At 43.4% G+C, this 21,156-nt stretch carries 20 protein-coding genes and 1 pseudogene; 4 read left to right on the forward strand and 17 right to left on the reverse strand.

Annotated elements, in window-relative coordinates:
• Positions 1 to 91 precede the first annotated feature (91 nt).
• The 3 genes from MK370_RS04265 to MK370_RS04275 form a co-directional block, all read right to left on the reverse strand.
• Positions 92 to 865, reverse strand: a complete 774-nt coding sequence (locus tag MK370_RS04265; protein ID WP_268684288.1) for an HAD hydrolase family protein — start codon at positions 863 to 865, stop codon at positions 92 to 94.
• Positions 862 to 1,716 (reverse strand): bifunctional methylenetetrahydrofolate dehydrogenase/methenyltetrahydrofolate cyclohydrolase, encoded by an 855-nt coding sequence (locus MK370_RS04270; RefSeq protein ID WP_268684289.1) that lies wholly within the window; start codon positions 1,714 to 1,716, stop codon positions 862 to 864. The genes MK370_RS04265 and MK370_RS04270 overlap by 4 nt, the downstream gene beginning before the upstream one ends.
• Positions 1,717 to 1,905: 189 nt before the next feature.
• On the reverse strand, positions 1,906 to 2,136 hold the full coding sequence (locus tag MK370_RS04275) for a DUF1797 family protein (RefSeq protein WP_002896146.1): 231 nt from the start codon (positions 2,134 to 2,136) through the stop codon (positions 1,906 to 1,908).
• Between the two features lie 249 nt (positions 2,137 to 2,385).
• On the opposite strand from MK370_RS04275, the gene MK370_RS04280 reads away from it, so the two are divergent.
• On the forward strand, positions 2,386 to 4,656 hold the full coding sequence (locus MK370_RS04280; protein WP_268684290.1) for an ATP-dependent Clp protease ATP-binding subunit: 2,271 nt from the start codon (positions 2,386 to 2,388) through the stop codon (positions 4,654 to 4,656).
• A gap of 48 nt (positions 4,657 to 4,704) precedes the next feature.
• Here the strand turns inward: MK370_RS04280 and MK370_RS04285 are convergent.
• Positions 4,705 to 5,318, reverse strand: a pseudogene (locus MK370_RS04285) (GyrI-like domain-containing protein).
• Positions 5,319 to 5,377: 59 nt separating this feature from the next.
• A complete protein-coding gene (locus tag MK370_RS04290) occupies positions 5,378 to 6,277 on the reverse strand; it encodes a helix-turn-helix transcriptional regulator (protein WP_268684291.1) in 900 nt (299 codons plus the stop codon).
• 225 nt (positions 6,278 to 6,502) lie between these two features.
• On the opposite strand from MK370_RS04290, the gene MK370_RS04295 reads away from it, so the two are divergent.
• On the forward strand, positions 6,503 to 6,952 hold the full coding sequence (locus MK370_RS04295; protein WP_268684292.1) for an NUDIX hydrolase: 450 nt from the start codon (positions 6,503 to 6,505) through the stop codon (positions 6,950 to 6,952).
• Between the two features lie 67 nt (positions 6,953 to 7,019).
• The gene (locus MK370_RS04300) at positions 7,020 to 7,322 is read left to right on the forward strand and encodes a DUF1827 family protein (protein WP_002919443.1); all 303 of its coding nucleotides are present in this window, start codon (positions 7,020 to 7,022) and stop codon (positions 7,320 to 7,322) included.
• A gap of 25 nt (positions 7,323 to 7,347) precedes the next feature.
• Here MK370_RS04300 and MK370_RS04305 read toward each other — a convergent pair whose 3' ends face one another.
• A complete protein-coding gene (locus MK370_RS04305; protein ID WP_268684293.1) occupies positions 7,348 to 7,782 on the reverse strand; it encodes a GNAT family N-acetyltransferase in 435 nt (144 codons plus the stop codon).
• A 22-nt stretch (positions 7,783 to 7,804) separates the two neighbouring features.
• Here MK370_RS04305 and MK370_RS04310 point away from each other — a divergent pair, with 22 nt between their 5' ends.
• Complete coding sequence (locus tag MK370_RS04310; protein WP_268684294.1) at positions 7,805 to 8,260, forward strand: MarR family winged helix-turn-helix transcriptional regulator; 456 nt, start codon at positions 7,805 to 7,807, stop codon at positions 8,258 to 8,260.
• A gap of 136 nt (positions 8,261 to 8,396) precedes the next feature.
• Here MK370_RS04310 and ileS read toward each other — a convergent pair whose 3' ends face one another.
• The 11 genes from ileS to murD all read right to left on the reverse strand — a co-directional run bounded on the left by ileS (position 8,397) and on the right by murD (position 21,006).
• A complete protein-coding gene (gene ileS / locus MK370_RS04315) occupies positions 8,397 to 11,189 on the reverse strand; it encodes an isoleucine--tRNA ligase (RefSeq protein ID WP_268684295.1) in 2,793 nt (930 codons plus the stop codon).
• A 281-nt stretch (positions 11,190 to 11,470) separates the two neighbouring features.
• A complete protein-coding gene (locus tag MK370_RS04320) occupies positions 11,471 to 12,265 on the reverse strand; it encodes a DivIVA domain-containing protein (RefSeq protein WP_002907042.1) in 795 nt (264 codons plus the stop codon).
• Positions 12,266 to 12,274: 9 nt separating this feature from the next.
• Positions 12,275 to 13,060 (reverse strand): RNA-binding protein, encoded by a 786-nt coding sequence (locus tag MK370_RS04325; RefSeq protein WP_268684296.1) that lies wholly within the window; start codon positions 13,058 to 13,060, stop codon positions 12,275 to 12,277.
• Positions 13,057 to 13,332: a YggT family protein gene (locus tag MK370_RS04330; protein ID WP_268684297.1), complete on the reverse strand. Its 276-nt coding sequence runs from the start codon at positions 13,330 to 13,332 to the stop codon at positions 13,057 to 13,059. The genes MK370_RS04325 and MK370_RS04330 overlap by 4 nt, the downstream gene beginning before the upstream one ends.
• Before the next feature lie 5 nt (positions 13,333 to 13,337).
• Positions 13,338 to 13,925 (reverse strand): cell division protein SepF, encoded by a 588-nt coding sequence (locus MK370_RS04335; RefSeq protein ID WP_268684298.1) that lies wholly within the window; start codon positions 13,923 to 13,925, stop codon positions 13,338 to 13,340.
• A 9-nt stretch (positions 13,926 to 13,934) separates the two neighbouring features.
• Positions 13,935 to 14,606 (reverse strand): YggS family pyridoxal phosphate-dependent enzyme, encoded by a 672-nt coding sequence (locus MK370_RS04340; protein WP_268684299.1) that lies wholly within the window; start codon positions 14,604 to 14,606, stop codon positions 13,935 to 13,937.
• Positions 14,607 to 14,614: 8 nt separating this feature from the next.
• Positions 14,615 to 15,892: a cell division protein FtsZ gene (gene ftsZ / locus MK370_RS04345; RefSeq protein ID WP_268684300.1), complete on the reverse strand. Its 1,278-nt coding sequence runs from the start codon at positions 15,890 to 15,892 to the stop codon at positions 14,615 to 14,617.
• A 16-nt stretch (positions 15,893 to 15,908) separates the two neighbouring features.
• Complete coding sequence (ftsA, locus tag MK370_RS04350) at positions 15,909 to 17,267, reverse strand: cell division protein FtsA (RefSeq protein WP_268684301.1); 1,359 nt, start codon at positions 17,265 to 17,267, stop codon at positions 15,909 to 15,911.
• A gap of 121 nt (positions 17,268 to 17,388) precedes the next feature.
• The gene (locus MK370_RS04355; protein ID WP_268684302.1) at positions 17,389 to 18,585 is read right to left on the reverse strand and encodes a cell division protein FtsQ/DivIB; all 1,197 of its coding nucleotides are present in this window, start codon (positions 18,583 to 18,585) and stop codon (positions 17,389 to 17,391) included.
• Positions 18,582 to 19,652, reverse strand: coding sequence for a UDP-N-acetylglucosamine--N-acetylmuramyl-(pentapeptide) pyrophosphoryl-undecaprenol N-acetylglucosamine transferase (locus tag MK370_RS04360; protein WP_268684303.1), 1,071 nt, complete (start codon positions 19,650 to 19,652; stop codon positions 18,582 to 18,584). The genes MK370_RS04355 and MK370_RS04360 overlap by 4 nt, the downstream gene beginning before the upstream one ends.
• A 1-nt stretch (position 19,653) precedes the next feature.
• A complete protein-coding gene (murD, locus tag MK370_RS04365) occupies positions 19,654 to 21,006 on the reverse strand; it encodes a UDP-N-acetylmuramoyl-L-alanine--D-glutamate ligase (protein ID WP_268684304.1) in 1,353 nt (450 codons plus the stop codon).
• Positions 21,007 to 21,156 lie beyond the last annotated feature (150 nt).

Raw genomic sequence — 21,156 nt, forward strand, 5'->3', positions numbered from 1 at the left:
AACTTCATCCTGCACTTGTCTCAAGATGACCAAACCTATCTTCATTATACACCAAAAGGCACCTAAACAGGTGCCTCGTATCGCAGGAAAGTTATTTTTCTCGGAAATCTGCAAATTTTTGTAAGATTCTTGCTGCGACTGCCTTGGATAAATTTTCCTGAAAAGCAACCTGCTCATCCGCATAATCGCTCAAGCCCGAAAAATCCCCAACTTGCACAGCATAGAGAGAATTCTTAAAGAGCTGGATATCATTTTGATCATTACCAAAAGCCACATAATCCGAACCGCATAATTCCTTTACAGTTGAAGCTTTATTGGTTTCAGCCGGATTGATATAAAAACATTTCTCATGTTCATGATAGTCTAGACTTAGATTAGGCAAGCTTGCAAAACGAGCCTGTAAATCGTCTAAGAGCTGCTCATGATTCCCCATGTAAATAACAAGCTTAATAGGATGCTGGAGTTCAGTCAGTTCCAGCTGTCTTGCCCGCTTGAGAGGATCTACACTGGCAATAAAAGGGATTTTTTCTAAAATCTGGCCACTGTAGTCAAAAGTATTGTCAACGAAAAAAGGCAAATTATAGGTCAAACAAGTATCTAGAATGGCTTGATAACTTGACTGAGGCAGCTGACGCTCAAACATCAGCTGTCCCTTCTGATAAGCTACTCCGCCATTCAGGCCAATCACTATCTGCTGACTCAATTCCGGACCTAATAGTCCCAGACAATCTCGATAGGAACGCGCCGAAGCAAACAGAACTTCATGCCCAAACTGAGGAGCCGTTAGCAGAACCTGCTTAATCTCCTCATCAATCGTCATATAATCAAAGGACAAGGTCCCATCCAAATCAAAAACAAATTTCATGATTCAAGACTCCGTTTAAAAGCTTGGTAGGTCTGCTCCATCAGCATGGTAATGGTCATGGGCCCAACACCTCCAGGTACAGGGGTAATCAGACTGGCAAGTTCAGACACTTCATCAAACTTAACATCGCCAATCAGCTTGCCATTTTCATCCCGATTCATACCAACATCAATGACAACAGCCCCTTCCTTGACAAAGTCCTTGGTCACAAAATGTCCACGACCGATGGCCACCACCAAAATATCTGCCCGCTTAGCAGTCTTGGCTAGATTGTGAGTCCGCGAATGTGTTAGGGTTACTGTCGCATTCTTAGCTAAAAGGAGCTGAGCCATAGGCTTACCTACAATATTACTCCGCCCGATGACAACCGCTCGCTTACCTTCCAGTTCAACGCCATATTCATGGAACATTGCCATAATGCCTGCAGGAGTAGCTGGAATCATAACCGGATGGCCGCTCCATAGCTTGCCCATATTAAGCGGATGAAAGCCATCAACATCCTTGTCTGGATAAATGGCCAGCAGTACCGCTTCATCATCGATATGATCAGGCAAGGGCAGCTGGACCAAAATCCCATGCCAATCAGGATTTTGATTATAAGTTTCAATCAAGCTCAAGAGCTCTTCCTGGCTAGTCTTTTCTGGCAGACGTTCTACCTTACTCCGAAAGCCAGCAGCCAAGGCTGAGCGCTCTTTATTACGCACGTAGATTTGACTGGCTGGATTATTTCCCACCACAATCACTACCAAGCCCGGTACCTGACCTGTCTTTTCTTTGAGGCGAGCCGTTTTTTCGGCTAATTTTTTCTGAAGCTTCTCTGCCAGACCTCTACCATCAATAATCTGCGCCATGTCATTCTCATTTCTTTTTCATTATCTTTTTCATTATACCAAAAAAATCTGTGCCCAGCCTATAACTTTTTCTTATACAAGGTTATAAAGCGAGGTTTCATTGGCACCTAGTGGTAAAATTTTCAGACCTACTAAATCTTTTTCAAAATAAGATAAAAAGGGTAAAAATAAAAAGCAGCTAAGTGCTTTTTAGTAGAGTAATTCATAAATTTCCATTGCAATCAAATCGATGCTGTCGAAAGTATAGGTCTCACGCGCTGCAACGTCACGCAAGGTGAAGACAGAGCCGTTTTCTTCGTCGTAACTGTAAGCTACTTCTGCTACAACCACTCCTTCACGCTCAAAATTACGTTTCAAATTTCCGCCATCCTTAGCCATAGCTTCTAAGCGGTTAATAATTCTAACTAAATGTGATTCCATTTTGTTTCTCCTATTTACTTAGTTCCCTCTTATTTTACCATAAATAGCGACTGAAATACCACTAAAAGCCAATTTTTTGTAATTTTTCAAGAATTTGTTTTCATTCTGCTCGGTCTAAGGGAGGATTTTGTAGTAAATTCTTGCAAAGTTCGAGAATACTGATATAATGAAACTATAAAACTTTGACTATTTTTGACCTTTAATTATTTCTATAAATATCTTGCACACTAAAAGAAAAGAGGTATCTGCATGCTTTGCCAAAATTGTAAAATCAATGAATCTACGATTCACCTTTATACCAACGTAAATGGCCATAAACAGCAGGTGGATTTGTGCCAAAACTGCTACCAAATCATGAAAACAGACCCTGAACATTCCTTGTTCGGTGGAATTGCTAATGCAAACAATCACGGAACAGATCCTATCGATGACTTCTTCAACAGCCTCAGCAATTTTCAACATCCGCAGGAACCTCCTACTCCTCCGACCCAATCTGGCAGAGCCTACGGTGGGGGTGGCGGCTACGGTTCCAATCCCAGTAAGGGAGGGCAGCCTCAGCCAGCTCCGCAAAAACCAAAAGGCCTACTGGAAGAGTTTGGTATCAACGTGACTGAGTTGGCTCGCCGAGGCGAGATTGATCCTGTTATTGGCCGTGATGAAGAAATCGTCCGTGTCATTGAAATCCTCAACCGCCGCACCAAAAACAATCCTGTTCTCATAGGAGAGCCAGGAGTCGGAAAAACTGCCGTGGTGGAAGGCTTAGCCCAAAAAATTGTTGATGGTGATGTGCCTCATAAACTCCAAGGCAAAGAAGTTATCCGCCTAGACGTTGTCAGCTTAGTACAGGGAACTGGTATCCGTGGCCAATTTGAGGAGAGAATGCAGAAGCTCATTGATGAGATTCGTTCTCGTCAGGATGTCATTCTCTTTATTGATGAAATCCATGAAATTGTCGGAGCAGGCTCTGCTGGCGATGGCAATATGGACGCTGGGAACATCCTCAAACCAGCTCTGGCTCGCGGTGAGCTCCAGATGGTTGGAGCAACCACCCTCAATGAATATCGCATCATTGAGAAGGATGCTGCACTGGAGCGCCGCATGCAGCCCGTTAAGGTTGATGAACCAACGGTAGAGGAAACGATTACCATCCTCAAAGGGATTCAGAAAAAATACGAAGACTACCATCATGTCAAGTACACAGATGCGGCCATTGAAGCTGCTGCGCTTCTCTCCAACCGCTACATCCAAGATCGCTTCCTGCCAGACAAGGCTATTGACCTCTTGGATGAGGCTGGTTCCAAGATGAATCTGACCCTCAACTTCGTTGATCCCAAGGTCATTGACCAACGTCTGATTGAGGCCGAAAACCTCAAGGCTCAGGCAACCCGTGACGAAGATTTCGAGAAAGCAGCTTACTTCCGCGACCAGATTGCCAAGTACAAGGAACTGCAGCAGACAAGCGTGCTAGACAAGGACACTCCGATTATCAGCGAGAAAACGATTGAGCACATCGTAGAGCAAAAGACCAATATCCCAGTCGGAGACCTCAAAGAAAAAGAACAGTCTCAACTAGTCAATCTCTCCAGCGACCTAAAGGCCCATGTCATCGGTCAAGACGATGCTGTGGATAAGATTGCCAAGGCCATCCGCCGCAACAGGGTCGGACTAGGAAGTCCTAATCGCCCAATCGGCAGCTTCCTCTTTGTCGGACCAACTGGTGTCGGTAAGACTGAGCTGTCTAAGCAACTAGCCATTGAGCTCTTTGGCTCGGCTGACAGCATGATTCGCTTTGATATGAGTGAATATATGGAAAAACACAGCGTGGCAAAACTGGTCGGTGCCCCTCCGGGCTATGTCGGCTATGATGAAGCTGGTCAATTGACTGAGCGCGTCCGCCGCAATCCTTACTCACTCATTCTGCTGGATGAGGTGGAAAAGGCCCATCCCGATGTAATGCACATGTTCCTGCAGGTTCTAGATGATGGCCGCCTGACTGATGGCCAAGGACGGACTGTCAGCTTCAAGGACACCATTATCATCATGACATCCAATGCCGGAACTGGCAAAGCTGAAGCTAGCGTTGGCTTTGGGGCAGCGCGTGAAGGCCGCACCAACTCCGTCTTAGGTGAATTGGGTAACTTCTTCAGTCCTGAGTTTATGAACCGCTTTGACGGCATCATCGAATTTCAGGCGCTCAGCAAGGACAACCTGCTTCAAATCGTCAACCTTATGTTGGACGATGTCAATCAACGTTTGGCAACCAACGATATTCATCTGGATGTTACGGAGAAGGTCAAGGAAAAATTGGTTGATATGGGCTACGATCCAAAAATGGGCGCTCGCCCACTGCGCCGCACCATTCAGGACCATATCGAAGATGCTATTACCGACTTCTATCTGGAAAATCCAAGCGAAAAAGAGCTCAAAGCTATCATGACCAGCAATGGCAAGATTCTCATCAAGTCAGCCAAGAAAACTGAAAGCACAGAGTCCGTTCATTCATCACAAGAAGAAAAATAAATGTCGACAAAATAGAGCAGAAAACTAACTGTTTTCTGCTCTATTTCTTTATTGATCCTTCTGAACCTTGTAGCGCAGAATTGTTTTCAGCTTGCTAGGGTCTGTCCGATTCAGATTATTGAGATAAATTTCCCTATGAGTGTTTGAAATCCGTGTCAGCTGGTGATTCTGGCAAAAGGCATCCATTTTAGCGAAGGATTGAGGTTCTTCGTCAAAAGGTCCTAGGTGCAACACGGTGACACACGCTCCTTCCGTCATTTCTTCAAAGCGAATCTCGTCATAGAGAGGATTAGGCTTTTTGACACGGACTTGTTCCAGAGCCTTTTTCACCATCTCTTCAATGATAAAGTCCGGCTGGCCAATCATAATGGTATAAATCAATTCTTCTTTAATCAGTTCTCCTGCTTGCTCTTGCTGCCAAAGTCCTTCCAAGGGATAAACTGTAAAATCAGTAAATTCTTGCTCGGCTGCTGTCTTTTTGTAGTTCATCTTGATAGCATAGGCTAAACTGTACAGAGCACCAACTCGTTCCGAAAAGTCAGCAGCATTAGGATTGCCCTTGCCGTCATCATGATAAAAGACTGGGCAGGAACATCTATGAGACAGGGTGCAGACTTGATTTGATAGAATTCTCGATTGGCTTTTCTCCATTCATATTTCATGAGAGAGTCCTCCTTTCTTTACTACAAACAGTATAGCAAAGAAAAGCTGACAACCTCTGTCAGCTTTTATAAATATCGGCAATAGCTTTTAACTTTTCTTTGAATTCTTCCCGTAACCGAGACGGCTCCATGATTTCAACTCCCTCCAAAAAGGATAGCAAGTAGGTATAAAGACTATCGTGACTCGGCAAATGCGTTTGGACATAAAGGCTCCCATCAGTCTCCTCTATCTCTGCTTCTGAAAACTCCTCGTACACTCGAAAGGCATGCTTCCGGTCAAATTTCAAGAGGACTTTTACAGTGCCTCCTAGCCGCTCCTCAGGACTAAATGTCTCATCCAAGACTCTCTGCTTATATCGTTCCTCTAACATCTGACAGTCTCTCATTCTATTGAGTTTAAAAAAGCGCGGGACTTGTCTTAAACAACAAAAGCCAGCAAGATACCAATCTTGGCTTTTAAATACTAACTTCAGCGCCTCGATCTTGCGCTGCTCTCTTTCTCCACGCCCATTCAAGTAAGAAAATGACAAGACTCTTCTTTGCAAGATCGCCTGCTTAATGGTATCAAACAGTTCTTTCTGATCTGCTTTCTTGCGCCAGTCAGTGAAATCCACCTCTAGCCAATAAGTCGCCTGAACTTGAAACAAGGACTGCAGCTTAGCCAAGGTTTCTACTTGCTCGCCACCTGTTAAAATCTGGAAGCCTTGAAGAGCAGCTAATAGCTCATCCCTCTCAGACTCTGAAAACAAGGCTTTGTCTAAGACAAAATCCTTCATCAGAAAAATGCCCCAGCCCTTGCCTGGGCTGCAGTATATGGGGATTCCTGCCAAACTCAGCTTGTCCACATCTCGATAGATGGTTCGAATAGATACTTCAAATAGTGAGGCCAATTCGGGAGCTGTTGTGCGGCCTTGCTCTAAAAGAAGATATAAGATTTTAAAAAGTCTGCTTTCTGTCATAAAACCACCTCGCTACTATTATAACAATTTCTTCTATAAATTTTTTACCATTCCTATAAAGAAGAGAGTTTTTAAACTGTTGGAGGAAAGAATTTATAATTTGAAGAACATCTCTTTAAACGACTATCATTCTTTTTCTGTTCAATAAACCGAGTAAATTCTTGACAGCTGGTCCTTAGTCCATTATGATAGATAGTAAACTGACTAGAGATTGAGGATATTAGAATGACAAATCCAACCTTTGGTGAAAAGGAAGCAAATGTAGAATATGTGACTCGCTACGGAGTCTATGCCGTTATCCCAGACGAAAAGAAAGAAAAGATTATTTTGGTCCAGGCGCCTAACGGGGCTTGGTTTCTTCCCGGTGGAGAGATTGAAGAGGGGGAAAACCATCAGACTGCCCTTGAACGCGAGCTGATGGAAGAACTTGGATTCACAGCCCAGCTTGGCCGCTATCTTGGACAGGCTGACGAATATTTTTACTCTCGCCATCGCGACACCTATTTTTACAACCCAGCCTACCTGTATGAGGTCACCTCTTTCCAAGAAGTCCAAAAACCGTTGGAAGATTTCAATCAGCTTGCCTGGTTCCCAGTCGAAGAAGCTATTGAAACACTCAAACGTGGCAGCCATAAATGGGGTATCCAAGCTTGGAAAAATGCGCCTAAAGCTTAAAGAAATCATTCACAATTTATAGCAAACATGTTATAATAATAGCAGGTATAAAGCAGGAGGAAATCGTATGAAGCTTATTAATACAACAAACAGTCATGCTGACCTTGTCAAAAGCCAATTGGAAAGCACCGATGCGATATTAGTCGAAGTTTATTCTGCTGGAAACAGCGATGTTGTTTTTACACAAGCTCCTCTTCACTATGAAATTTTGATTTCAAACATGCACCGTGCTGTACGCGAACAGGAAATCGAAAAAATTAGAGAATTTTTCTTGAAGAGAAAAATTGATGCAAACGCTATTGATAAAGCTGCTATCCGAACGATTTACGCTAATAATCTAATCGAAATTTCCATTCCTGTTAAACAGTAAAAACTAAGGCCAGGCCTTAGTTTTTTTATTGTTTATAGATCATGGTAATATGAGGCGTCGATTCAAAAATAAAGGGTTGACCAACCGCCTTGAAACCATATTTTTCATAGAGAGCAGCCACTTGCTCCTGAGCCTCTATTTCAATTTCCTTTCCTGGCCATTTTTCAGCACATAATTGCAAGATTTCTCTGATAAGCTGTCCTCCTAATCCCTGTCCTCGTACAGACTGAGCTGTGACTACTCGACCAAAGACTAAATGCTCTCCCTCTTCAAAGACCCGAGCATAAACATCAATTTCCCCTTTTTCATTAGCATGGTAAACGTGCAATGCTTCTAAGTCCTTCTCATCCAGTTCATGATAAATGCGCTCCTGCTCCACCACAAAGGTGTCAATGCGCAATTTTAAGATTTGATAAAATTCTATCGGGTTCAACTCAGTTAATTTTTTCCTAGACCACATACTTGTTTCCTCTAACTTTTTAATGTATAATAAATGCAAATGCAACTATAAAGGAGTTCCTATGGATCACCGTCAACTTTTCCGACAAATGGGCTTTATTTCTAGACAGGCTATGATGAAAATGAATCAGAAAGCCGGTAACTACGGCCTAGACAATAATTTGTTTCTACTTCTCATTCGCATCGTCGAAAATGAAGGTCTCAGCCAATCACAACTGGCAGAGATGGTGCAGATTGACAAGACTACCCTCAGCCGATCCCTAGGAAAGCTGGAAGATAGGGGCTTGATTATCAAAAAGACCAAAGCTCAAAATAAGAAGTTCAAAGAGCTCTATCCTAGCAATCAGGCTCTCAAACTCTACGACCAGCTAATTGGCTTTGAAAATACTTATACCAGTCAGGCTCTGCAGAAACTGACTTCCTCTGAGCTCTTTCAGCTCCAAAACATTCTAGCTAAAATAGACACTCCTAATGTATAATTAGTATAACAGAAAACAGTTGCGTTTGCACCTGTTTGTTTTTTCTAATTTAATTTTAATTTAACAAATTTTCAAATCAATCTATCTAAAAAATGGCTCGCCATTAAAGGGCAAAGCCATTTTTTATTTTGGAAACTTACTTAACCTCAAAGCCTTCTGAGACAGCTTGAGCAAAGTTTTCTTCTAAAATTTCTGCACAGTGGTCACAGACAAGGGCTTGATAACTGCGCTCTTTAACTGTTGTGTCAATGCGACGGCAGCGATTACAGACTTGCCCCTGCGCATGCTCTACGACAAAAGCCACATCTTCAAAGACTTGAGCGCCTTCTGGAGCAGGTCCTTCAGCAATCGTTAATTGTGAAACGATAAGAAGCTGAGCCACATCACTGTTGACTGCCTTAAGCAAAGTCTTGATGACTTCATCTGGATAGACAGTCAGGTGTGCTTCCAATGATTTCCCGATAACCTTCTCATTGCGGGCTTCTTCCAAGGATTTCTGAGCCTGACTGCGGAAGTCCATAAAGGCAGACCAAGTGTCCAAGATTTCTTCTTGATTTGGGAAAGTCTGAGCTTCTGGCAATTCAGATAACTGAACAAATTCTTCCTCTTCGTGCTCTAGGTAAGACCAAATCTCTTCTGCCGTGTGCGGCAGGATTGGTGTCAGCAGCTTGGTAATCTTGACCAAAATATCATAGAAGACAGTCTGCATCTGACGACGTTCCAATGATTTAGCTGCTTCGATATAGACGACATCTTTGGCAAAGTCCAGATAGAAAGCGGACAAGTCAACGGTCACAAAATTGACAATCGCTTTATAAATAGTCAGAAACTCAAAGTCTGCATAAGCCTTGCGAATAGTCTCTACTAATTGATTGAAGCGGATAGTCATGTATTTATCAACAGAACGAAGTTCTTCGTAAGCTACGGCATCCTCAGCTGGATTAAAGTCAGAGGTATTAGCAATCAAGAAACGAAGCGTATTCCGAATCTTACGGTAGGTTTCAGAAACTTGGCTCAAGATATCCATGGAGATACGAACGTCATTGCTGGAGTCTACACTGGTTACCCAGAGACGCAAGATTTCCGCACCAAATTGTTTTTCCACGTCACTTGGAGCAATTGTATTTCCAAGGGATTTAGACATCTTTTCGCCCTTACCATCTAAGGCAAATCCTTGTGACAAGATTTGTTTATATGGGGCTACGCCATGGTTGGCAACTGATGTGATAAGAGATGAGTTGAACCAACCACGGTATTGGTCAGAGCCTTCTAGGTAAAGATCAGCCGGATAAGTCAATTCTGGACGGTTAACCAAAACCCCATTCCATGATGAACCTGAGTCAAACCAAACGTCCATGATATCCGTTTCCTTAGTAAACTCGCCATTTGGAGAACCTGGATGAGTAAATCCTTCTGGTAAGAGGTCTTTGGCTTCACGCTTCCACCAGACGATAGAGCCGTGCTCCTCAAAGAGCTGAGCTACGTGCTCGATGGTTTCGGCCGTCATGATTGGTGTTCCGTCTTCGGCATAGAAGATTGGCAACGGCACACCCCAAGCCCGCTGACGAGAGATAACCCAGTCACCACGGTCACGAATCATATTGTAGAGACGTACTTTACCCCATTCAGAATGGAATTTAACCTTGTCAATTTCATCTAAAATTTCTTGACGGAATTTAGAAACAGATGCAAACCACTGTGGTACTGCCCGCCAGATGATTGGCTTCTTAGTACGCCAGTCAAATGGATAAGAGTGAGAAATTTCTTCCTGAGCAAGGAGCAAATCACCAAGCTTTTCAATAACCGTCGGCACAACCTTATCATAGAACTGGCCTTCAAAGTCAGGACCAGCATTTTCCATCATGATACCGCGCTCATTGACTGTCACAGCAACTTCCAGTCCATTGGCTACACCGACATGGTAGTCGTCCTCACCAAAACCAGGCGCTGTATGAACGATACCCGTACCAGAGTCTGTCGTAACGTGGTCACCCAAAATGACCAACTCATCTACAGCAGTATCCCATGGGTGAACTGTCACGATGTGGTTTAATTCTTGACCACGGTAGGTAGCTAAAACTTGAACATCGGCCCAGCTAAATTTCTCAGACAAACTATTCAACAATTCAGAAGCAACCACAAACTTACGAGATTCACCAGCTGGTTGTACGACTACGTAATCAATATCTGCTCCAACTGTCAATCCACGAGAAGCTGTAATGGTAAATGGAGTTGTTGTCCATACGACGATGTAAGTATCTGAGTCCAATACCCCTTTGCCATCTTTAACCTTATTGGCATAGTAAAGAGAGGTAGAGACCAAGTCATGGTATTCAATCTCTGCTTCAGCTAGAGCTGACTCAGAAGACCAAGACCAGTAAACTGGCTTAGCGCCACGGTATATGTATCCTTTCTTAGCCATTTCACCAAAGACGCGAATCTGAGCGGCTTCATAATCTGGTTTCAAGGTTACATAAGGATTTTCCCAATCACCAGAAACACCCAAACGCTTGAAATCTTCTTTTTGCTTTTCGACTTGGCTGAGAGCATAGTCCCGACACATATTGAGGTACTCTACCAAGTCTAGCTCTTTGCGCTTAACACCTTGCTTTGCCAAGACCTGCTCAATCGGCAGACCATGCGTATCCCATCCTGGAATGTAAGGTGCATAGTAGCCAGCCATAGACTTTGAGCGAACAATGATATCTTTGGAAATTTTATTCATGGCGTGGCCAACGTGAATATTCCCGTTAGCATAAGGAGGGCCATCATGTAGGACAAAATGTGGCCTGCCTTCATTCAATTCCTGACGACGTTGATAAAGCTTAGCTTCATCCCATTCCTTTTGCCAGATTGGCTCCTTATTTGGAAGACCGGCCCGCATAGGGAAAGCAGTTTTCCCAAGATTGAGTGTTTCTTTCAGTTTCATTGTATTCCTCTTTATTTTTAAAATTACAAATTAAAAACCGCAAACTTCTCCAAAAAGGACGAAAATTCGCGGTACCACCTTTGTTTAGGCAAGACAATAGCATAACTCCTCTTGCCCCTCTTTGTCCGTAACGTGGACTGCCGTCTCATCCTACTGATTTCAGACGAAAGTTCTGTAAAATGATAGCCCAAGCAAGATGGACTGCAGATCTCTCACCATCATCTGCTCGCTGAAAGTATTTTGCTTGGTCTGTGTTTTTACAATCTTATCTTCTTTAAAAATTATAAAATATTTACTGGAACTTTTTGTTCCCCATTTGTATCATCATCGTGATGGTCAGCTTCTGAGTTTTCCTCAGCTGCATGAGCTTCTATATCTTCATCGCTAAGCGGAGAAAAAGCTTGGGTCGCAGCTAATTCACGGTTAGCAGCTTCAATGCGCTCTTGCAATTCAGCCATTTCTTCTGGAGAAAATTGACGAGTCACATCCACTTCTTCCTCACGAACAACTGCTTCTTCTCCCAGAACCTCAGATACAACTTCCTTGAAAGCTTCATCGCTGGTTTGCAGATAAGTAGCTGTCGGACGAAGGATTTCTTCCCATTCAGACGAATCCACAATGCTGAGTTGGCTCTCAATGGTTGATTTCAAACGTTGATGGAAGACACGTGTTTTGTTTTTCAGTTCTTCTGTTTCAATGGCTACTTTCTTAGCATTGTCAGCTGCCTGACGCAAAATTTCATCAGCCTTATACTTAGCTCCATCCAACAAATGCTGTGCATCCTGCTCTGCCTGACGGACAATATTTGTAGACCGCTCGTTTGCAGCAACTTTAACACGCTCAGCCGTATCCTGAGCAATCAAGACAGACTGGCTGAGAGAGTCTTTCATCTCATCAAAATATGTCAGACGTTCTTCCAGATTGCGAATTTTTGCTTCTTTTTCGTGGTTTTCACGAACCAAGTCCTCATAATCGCGGACAACGATATCAAGGAATTCATCTACCTCTTCAACATCATAGCCTCTAAACTTGGTTCCAAAGGATTTATCTTTAATTTCTAATGCTGTAAGTGTCATACTTCCTCCTCATTTACTAGCTAATAATTCAACGGTTAACTTATGTTTTCCATTCTTGGAAAGGCCATTTTCTCTTAAAACCTTAAATCTTCCAAATCGTCTAACACTAATCAAGTCTTCAAGCCCGACCTGCTGGCTGGGGTTGTCATTAACAGCATAGTTCATTTTCACATGCTTGCCAGAAATCAGCTGAGCAGCCTGGCTTCTTGACAACTTAAAGGTGCTGGCTACCAACTTATCCATGCGAAGACTAGATACTAAAATTTCTCTGGCAACAGCCTGCTTCTGCTCTTTTAACTGCTCCGCAAAGGAAACTTCCTTTAATTTGACAGGCATCTTTGCTACTTTAGTGACATGATCTATAAAATACTGAGCCAGTCTTTTATCTACAAAGAGCTGAGCACGGTCTCCAACTACAAGAATATCGCCAAAGGTTCGTCTTTCAATCCCTAATTGATTGAGAAGAGTGCCCATAATCTGCGAATGACTGATTTTATAAAATTTGCTTGCATAGGAAATTTCCAGCAAGCTCAATTCAAAATCATCCATATTCAGTTGGTAATAAGAAGGCACCACAAGAACTCTTGCCAGTTCACTTGGAAAATAATCCGAACTAGCAAAGACTTGCACATCATATTGCTTGCCAATATTCTTCAGGATTGAGACCTGATGGGGATTCAGAAAAGATGTTGTTTCAAAGGCATAGGTATCTTGAACCCGCTGAAGCAACTCCAGACTCCTATCAATAAACTCTCGATCCTCATGCGAAAAGTGTTGATATAAATCTTTCATCATAATAACATTAGTAAGACGCCTATTAAATAAAAGACCACACGATTTAAAAGGTTTAAAGCCAGAATTGCAACCCAAACAGTAAAGTCCAGCCCTGCAAACTGCAAGGGAAGACGGCGGAAAAGTTTTAAATACGGTTCTACAATTCGTGTTAGAAACTCTCCGAATTTGGTTTGATACGCTCCTGGAAACCAAGACAGAAGTGCATAGACAATCAAGGCAATGCTATAAAGATCGAAAAGATTAGAGATGGCACGAATTACAAAATATAACATATCTCTTATCTACTGCGCTTCATATCAAAGTCGAATTCGCTGATTTCAACATCGTTTGGCAGACGGATATCTTCCACATTTACCACTACATTAATCGGAGTCAGCAAATACATAGTGCTTGCAACTTTTTTCAAATTTCCAGCCAAGACATAACGAGCACCATCTAAGTAGTCTAAACAACGTCGAGCCTGTACCTCAGTCATATACTGGAAGTCAATCAGGATGCTTTCATTGGCCAAAAGCAGGTCAACAATTTCAGTCGCCTCCTCATATCTCCTCGGATAACGAACATCAATCGTAATCTTCTCATCCGCATTTGCACGGTGCTGAGCCAATTCCTGCTGACGTGCATGCAGTCTGGTAATATTCTCTGTAGAAGATTTCTGTTGTGGCTGTGGTTTAGGCTGTGGCTTCGCCGCAGCAACCGGACGAGGAGCTGGCTTGCTCTCTCTGACTGGCTTAGGCTGAGCCAATTCAGGCTTCTGCTTAACAGGCGCCGCAGGTCTGCTGACGGTCTGCTCCTGAACCTCAGTCTCATCTCCATCTTCTGTAAAATAATCTATAAATTTATCAAATCTATCTTTTAATGACATATTTCTTTCCTATTTAAAAAATGCTGTACCAATTCTGACATAGGTCGAGCCATGGGCAATTGCTTCTGGATAATCACGGCTCATTCCCATGCTTAATTCAGAAAAGGGCATATTATTTAACTGTTTCTTTTTTAATTCTTTTTGTAGTTGATGAGCCTTTTCAAACATTTGGTTCAGCTCCTCATGACTAGCTTCAAACGGAGCCATAGTCATCAATCCCACAATTTGAACATTTTCTAATTTTTCAAGTTCAGGCAGGACAAGTTCTAGATCTTCAACCAAAAAACCATGCTTGCTCTCTTCTTTAGAAATATTCAGCTGCAGGAAACATTTAATCACATGTTGGGCTCGTTTGTCAATCTCCTTGGCCAATTTCACAGAATCTAAAGCGTGAAAGTAATCAACATAGTTAATCACATCCTTGACTTTTCTCCTCTGCAAACTGCCGATCAGGTGCCAGGTCAGATTCTCATCTTTCAGAGCATGGTATTTATCTAGAAATTTATCTACCCGATTTTCTCCGACATGCTGAATACCTGTACGAACAAGCTCCTGAGTTGTTTCGCAGTCAACATATTTGGTAACTGCAATGATATTCACTGAATCTTTCAAACGCTGGGCTTGCTCCGCCGCCTGAGCGACGGATTGAAAGACCAACTCTTTATTATTCTGCAAATTCATGATCTAGATTAACGATTTCTGAAGAATGGAGGTGTTTCCAGCTCATCATCATCTTCATTAGTTTCTGCATAGCGCTCCACGCGGGCTGAGGAACTTGGTTCAGCCTGACGAACAATCGCTTCGCGGCGAAGATCCCAATCACCAAAGGCTGAACCTTTAGGCGCATCCGTTCTTTGACGAGTTGGAGCAGGAGTATCAATTGTTTCGGTCATATCAAAGTTTCGTTCAAACTGTCCTGAGCGAACTTCGCGATTTGGCTCAACTTGCTGCGGACGGCTTGGACTAGTAGGCTGCTGGGTCTGACGAATACCGCTAACCTTTTCAACCTTATCCTGACGGACACCAGTAGCCACAACAGTCACGCGGATTTCATCCTTCATAGACTCATCAATCGCAGTACCGAGCCAGATGTTCACACCATGACCTGCTGCTTGGTTGACAATTTCTGAAGCTTCTTCAGCTTCAATCAAGGTCATATCTAGACCACCAGTAACGTTGACAATCACGTCCTCTGCACCATCAATGGTTGTTTCCAAAAGAGGCGAGTAAATAGCTTTGCGAGCAGCTTCGATAACGCGTTCTTCACCGCTACCAACACCAATTCCCATCAAAGCATTACCCTTGTCTGCCATAACTGTTTTCACATCAGCAAAGTCAAGGTTAATCAGCCCTGGGCTGGTAATTAAGTCGGTAATCCCTTGGACACCTTGGCGAAGAACATTATCTGCTTCACTGAGTGCTTCAAGGAGCGGAGTCTTCTTGTCTACAATTTCAAGCAAGTTGTTATTTGAGATAATCAAGAGTGTGTCTACATGCTCGCGAAGTTCGTTGATTCCTTCTACTGCAAAGGTTCCACGCTTGCTTCCTTCAAAACCGAAAGGACGTGTAACTACAGCAACAGTCAGAGCACCAACATTCTTTGCGATACGAGCGATTACTGGAGCAGCACCTGTCCCAGATCCACCACCCATACCAGCAGTGATGAAGACCATATCTGCTCCTTGCAGAGCTTCAGTCAGGACTTCTTCGCTTTCTTCAGCAGCCTTGCGACCAACTTCAGGCTGACCTCCGGCACCGAGTCCGCGAGTCAGCTTAGGACCGAGCTGAATAACTGTTTCAGCTTTGGCACTGCTAAGAGCTTGAACATCTGTATTTGCTGCGATGAATTCAACACCAGCAACACCTTCATCAATCATTCGGTTGATGGCATTACCGCCACCTCCACCGACACCAATAACTTTAATTACTGCGCCTTGTGCAGCAGCAGCGTCAAATGAAAATGTCATATTCTCTGTATTCTCCTTAATCAAACATTTTGCCAATTAGGTTGCGCATCCGATCTGTAATACCGGTTTTTGGTTCTTGGTTTGGCACATCAGCACTGGCAACTGGAATTTCTTGGACCGGCTCCTCAGGAATCTCATCAGCTGGTTGAGGTTCAAAGCGTGGTACTGACTGAACAGGACGGTCAAAGGATACAGGTCGATGGCGCAGTTGCTCATCACCATGAACAGCAACCTGAGCCAGCATATCCACATCTGTTAAGTTTCCAGCATACTCTGACAGGCTGATAACATGTGCAAAGGCTGGATTGCGAATGCCGATTTGATTTGGCACATAAAGCTTGACATTCACGCCAAAGACTTCCTGAGCCAACTCAACCACTCCTGGAAGAATTGCTGCTCCACCGATAATCACGATGCCGCCTGGCAACTCGAGAAGATGCCTTCTATCCAAATCACGCTTGATTTGCTCAAAAATATGCTGGATACGAGCAGAAATAATCTCAGCCAGATACTTTTCAGTTACTTCAACTGGCTCAATCTCGCCAATCACTTCTACTTGGAAGGACTCTGTTCCAGCTTCAGGAACATAAGCAGATCCATAGTTAAACTTGAGACTTTCAGCCAACTTTTGCGAAGTCTTCAAAACCTTGGAGATATCCTTGGTTACGTAGTCGCCGCCTTCTTGGTATATATTCGTATATTGAAGTTCTTGACCTCTAACAGAAGCCACTGTAGTTTGGCCGCCGCCCATATCAATGACAGTTGCACCAAACTCACGTTCCCCTTCGTTCAAGATTGACTTAGTCATTGCCAACGGGGAAATAATAACGTTCTCAAGCTGAACTCCCGCGCGCTCCACTGTCTTGCGGAGGTTGTGGAGGATAGTCCGTGGTCCAGTGTAGAGAAGACCACGCATTTCTAAGCGAATCCCCATCATACCGCGTGGGTCACGAATCCCTTGGAAACCATCCACTACAAACTCTTCTGGGATGAAAGTAATCACTTCGCGGTCAGGAGTCATACTCTTAGTCAGAGCGGATCTGACTACATTTTCCACATCCGTATCAGTAATTTCCTTGGAGTCGCTAGTCACAGGAATCATCCCTTGAGTAGGCTCAATCTGTAAGAGATTAGCCGGAAGTCCGACATTAACTAAACCAATTGAAATGCCTGCCTTTTCTTCTGCTTGAGAAATAGCTGTCTTAATGGCAGCAGCAGCAGCCTCAATATCAACAATAATTCCATCTTTAACGCCAGCACTTTTTGCGTTGCTGACTCCAATAACATTCATTTCATCGTTGATGTGCTCTGCCACCAACACTTTAATTGAGCTAGTTCCTATATCTAATCCAGTAAAAAAGCCGTCTCTAGCCATTACACCAGTCCTCTCTATCTTCCATGTTTCCGGTCTATACTAATAACGCTAAAAATTAGAGTTATCCAAGCTTTATTATAACATAAAGAAAATGAAAATGTGCAGTTTTTCTACATATAATTTAGCGATTTTCGGTATTTACCGGGTTTTCTGTCGAATTTTGCGGCTCTGCAGGTTCTTCTTCCTGACTTTCTGTCACCTGCTCAGCCGCTTGCTCTGTTTGCTGTCCCGTCGGTTTCTCTTCTGTTTTCTGCTTTTCTTCGTCAGAAGAAGACGACTCGTTTTGAGCTCCTTCAACATAACTAAAAATCCCAGCCTCCATATCTACAACACTAGGTACACCCTCTTCCAACTGTGATTGGATTCCCTTGTAATATGGCAGTTTTTTGGCAATATGCGAAATTGGTACCAAAATTTTATTGCCATCATGCATAGTCAGCGTAACCAAGTCCGGTGTCACCTTGCTTGGAGTCAGCTGAACTGTCTTAATATTTTTCTTGACCGAAGCCGGTACCTTTTCAATTTGAAGGGCAAATTCTTTAATCAATTTTTTATCTGAAAACTCTATCGAAATATGGGTTTCTGGCAAAGAATCTGCAGCAGTCGGGTCCGAAATAATCTCCCCATTTGTCAGAATAGGATAATACTGGCCACCCTCATGCAGATAGGCCAGAACTCCGTACTCATTGACCTTTACCTGAAAAGTAATTGGAAACTGATAAGCCATCTCTAGGTTGTTAATCCAAGGACTAGACGCTTTCATATTGCGGATATGATTACCGCCGTTGATAAAGGTTGTTAAAGTATAGTCTTTCTCATCAATCTTACTGCTTTTGAGCAGGTCTTCCTGACTGACCATTTGGTTCCCTGAAAATTTGATAGTCTTCATGGTCGCCAGTGGCGTCAAAAAATAGACTGACAGGAGAAAAATCAAGCCACTGCCAAGCAAAACCGGCAGCGCTCGATAAATATGAATCCTCGAGATATGCACCTTAGCAGCTTCTTTTTCTGCCTTTTTCTGAAGTTTCTCCAGTTTTTTGCGCTCTTTCTCGCTCAATTCAGTCTCAAGCTCAGGTTCAGATGAGTCATCTTCCAAATATTCTGTTTCTTCCTCTTCATAAGATGAGTCATCTTCTTCCGTCTCTTCAGCTATTTCTCCGCCTTCGATTGAGTCTTCAGCTTCTTTTGCTTCCAGCTCCTTTTGTTTGCTGGCCTCTTCCTGAGCCTTCTTTTCAAGATATTCTTTGTTTCGTTTCTGCCATTCAGAGAGGTGCTCACTTACCTCTTCCTTTGGTACATCGTGGTTTTTCTTGCTCATTTCTTTCCTTTGTCAATATCCGCCTTCAATAAAGCATAAAATTCATCTACAGACTTGATTTCCTGAGAATTTTGCATAGCTTGATGATAAGAAGCCTGGTTCGCCAAAAGGTCATCAAGTGCTATCTGTAAATTGCTCATATCCAGCTGTTCCTCTGCCAATTGCTTGGCATATCCCTTTTTCACGAAATAATCCGCATTTTCAATCTGATCGCCGCGACTGGCTTCGCGTCCCAGAGGAACGATAATATGCAGCTTAGCCATGGCTAAAAGCTCAAAGATTGTATTGGAACCGCCGCGAGTCACCACCACATCTGCCAAATCCATCAAAGGCTGGTAGAGGTCGGTCACATAGGCTCTGCGAAAGAGACGTTCAGACAAAACATCTAAACTTGCATCGCCTGTCAGATTGATAACGTTGTAGCGTTCGGTCAGCGCAGCTTGATTCTGGCTGACAAAGTCATTAAAGACCTTAGCACCAGCAGAACCACCGACAAAAAGCAGTGTGGGCAGCTCTTTATCAAAATGCTGACGGATTTCTTCTAACTCCTGCACTAGGACTGACTCTTGGTTGCCGACCTTGGTCACAGCTCCTATATGCTCAATCTTGGTCAGACTGGAACTTTGCTCAAAGGTCGCATACATCTTGGTGGCACACTTATAAGCGATTTTATTGGCCAAGCCAATGGATAGATCCGACTCATGAACATAGACGGGCACTCCGGACAGCCGGGCTGCAATCACGGGCGGAACGGATACAAAGCCTCCCTTAGAAAAGAGAGCCTGCGGCCGTACCTTGAGCATAATACCCAGCGACTGGAAAATGCCCCAGACGACCTTAAAGCCATCCAGCAGATTCTGCCAAGAAAAGTAGCGGCGAAGCTTGCCCGTAGCTACCGAATGGAAGGTCACGTCCAGTCCTGACTTTTGGATTTCCTGATACTCAATACCACGCTTATCACCAATATAGTGGACCTGCCAGCCTTCTTTGATAAATTTTGGAAACAGGAGAAGGTTAAGGGTTACATGCCCGACCGTTCCTCCGCCTGTAAATACAATCTTTTTCATTTTAACCTTTTAATTCTTCAAATGCAGCGAGAAACTCATCGCCACGGACTTCAAAATTACTATACATATCCCAGCTGGCATTGGCAGGACTGAGCAAGACAATGTCTCCTGACTCCGCTTGATCAAAGGCCTTATGAGCTGCATCTCGGACATCAATCGCATCCAGATAAGAAACACCAGCCTGATCAGCCGCTCTCTTTACACGCGTAGCTGATTGCCCTAAGATCACCATTTTCTTGAGTCCTTTAATGTCAGGCACCAACTCGTCAAATTCATTGCCACGGTCCAAGCCACCTGCAATTAGAATCACCTTGCTATTGTCAAAACCAGATAAGGCTTTCTGTGTTGCCAGAATATTAGTAGACTTACTGTCATTGTAAAAGGCAACCTCATTCACCTGCCCCACATACTGGAGGCGGTGCTTAACACCCCCAAAAGCTGACAAGACTTCTTTGATCGTCCGATTGTCAATACCACGCAGCTTGGCTACTGCAATCGTAGCCAGAGCGTTTTCAATATTGTGACTTCCAGGAACGCCAATTTCAGCCGCCTGCATAATCGCCTCTCCGCGGAAGGTCAAGACATCACCCTCTAGATAGGCACCATCCACCTTTTCAGTCGTTGAAAAAGGCACAACAGTAGCCTGAGTCTGGCTAGCCATTTCCTTGACCCAGTCTTGATTAAAATTCAAAACCAGATAATCATCAGCTGTCATGTTTTTCTGGATATTCCACTTGGCAGCTGCATATTCCTCAAGAGAGCCGTGATAATCCAAATGAGTCGGCATGAGGTTGGTAATAACAGCTATTTGCGGATGAAAAGCCTCAATCCCCATCAATTGGAAGGAAGACAATTCCATGACCAACGTATCTTTGCTGCTGGCTGTTTGGGCTACTTGACTAGCAGGAAAACCGATATTACCAGACAAGAGACCATTTTGACCGCCAGCCGTCAAGACTTGCGCAATCATGGTTGTGGTCGTCGTTTTGCCGTTTGAACCCGTAATACCAATAATCGGCGCTTCAGAAATCAGAAAAGCCAACTCGACTTCAGTAATAACTGGAATCTTCTTCTCCAGAGCTCGGACGACCATGGCATTGTCATAAGGAATACCTGGATTTTTCACCATCAGTTCAAAGTCTTCGTCCAGCAACTCCAAGGGATGGCCTCCTGTCACCACTTTTATTCCTTCTTCTAGCAAGGATTGAGCAGCAGGATTTTCCTCGAAAGGTTTCCCGTCGTTCACTGTCACGATGGCTCCTAATTTATCTAAAAGGCGAGCTGCTGACTCACCCGACTTGGCCAATCCCAGAACCAAGACCTTTTTATTGGCAAAATTTGCTATATTTTTCATAAGCAACCTCTTCCATTCATACTTCATTCTATTTTACCTTTTTTTGTAGAAATAAAAAAGTCATAGGAGTCTTTTATTTTCGACTGTAAGCAAGTTTTGAAAAAAATGATATGTTTTCATCTATTTGAAATATTTTGTAACATAAGCCTA

It is taken from the genome of Streptococcus sanguinis (genome assembly GCF_026781265.1).
GTDB classification, from domain to species: Bacteria; Bacillota; Bacilli; order Lactobacillales; family Streptococcaceae; genus Streptococcus; species Streptococcus sanguinis_T.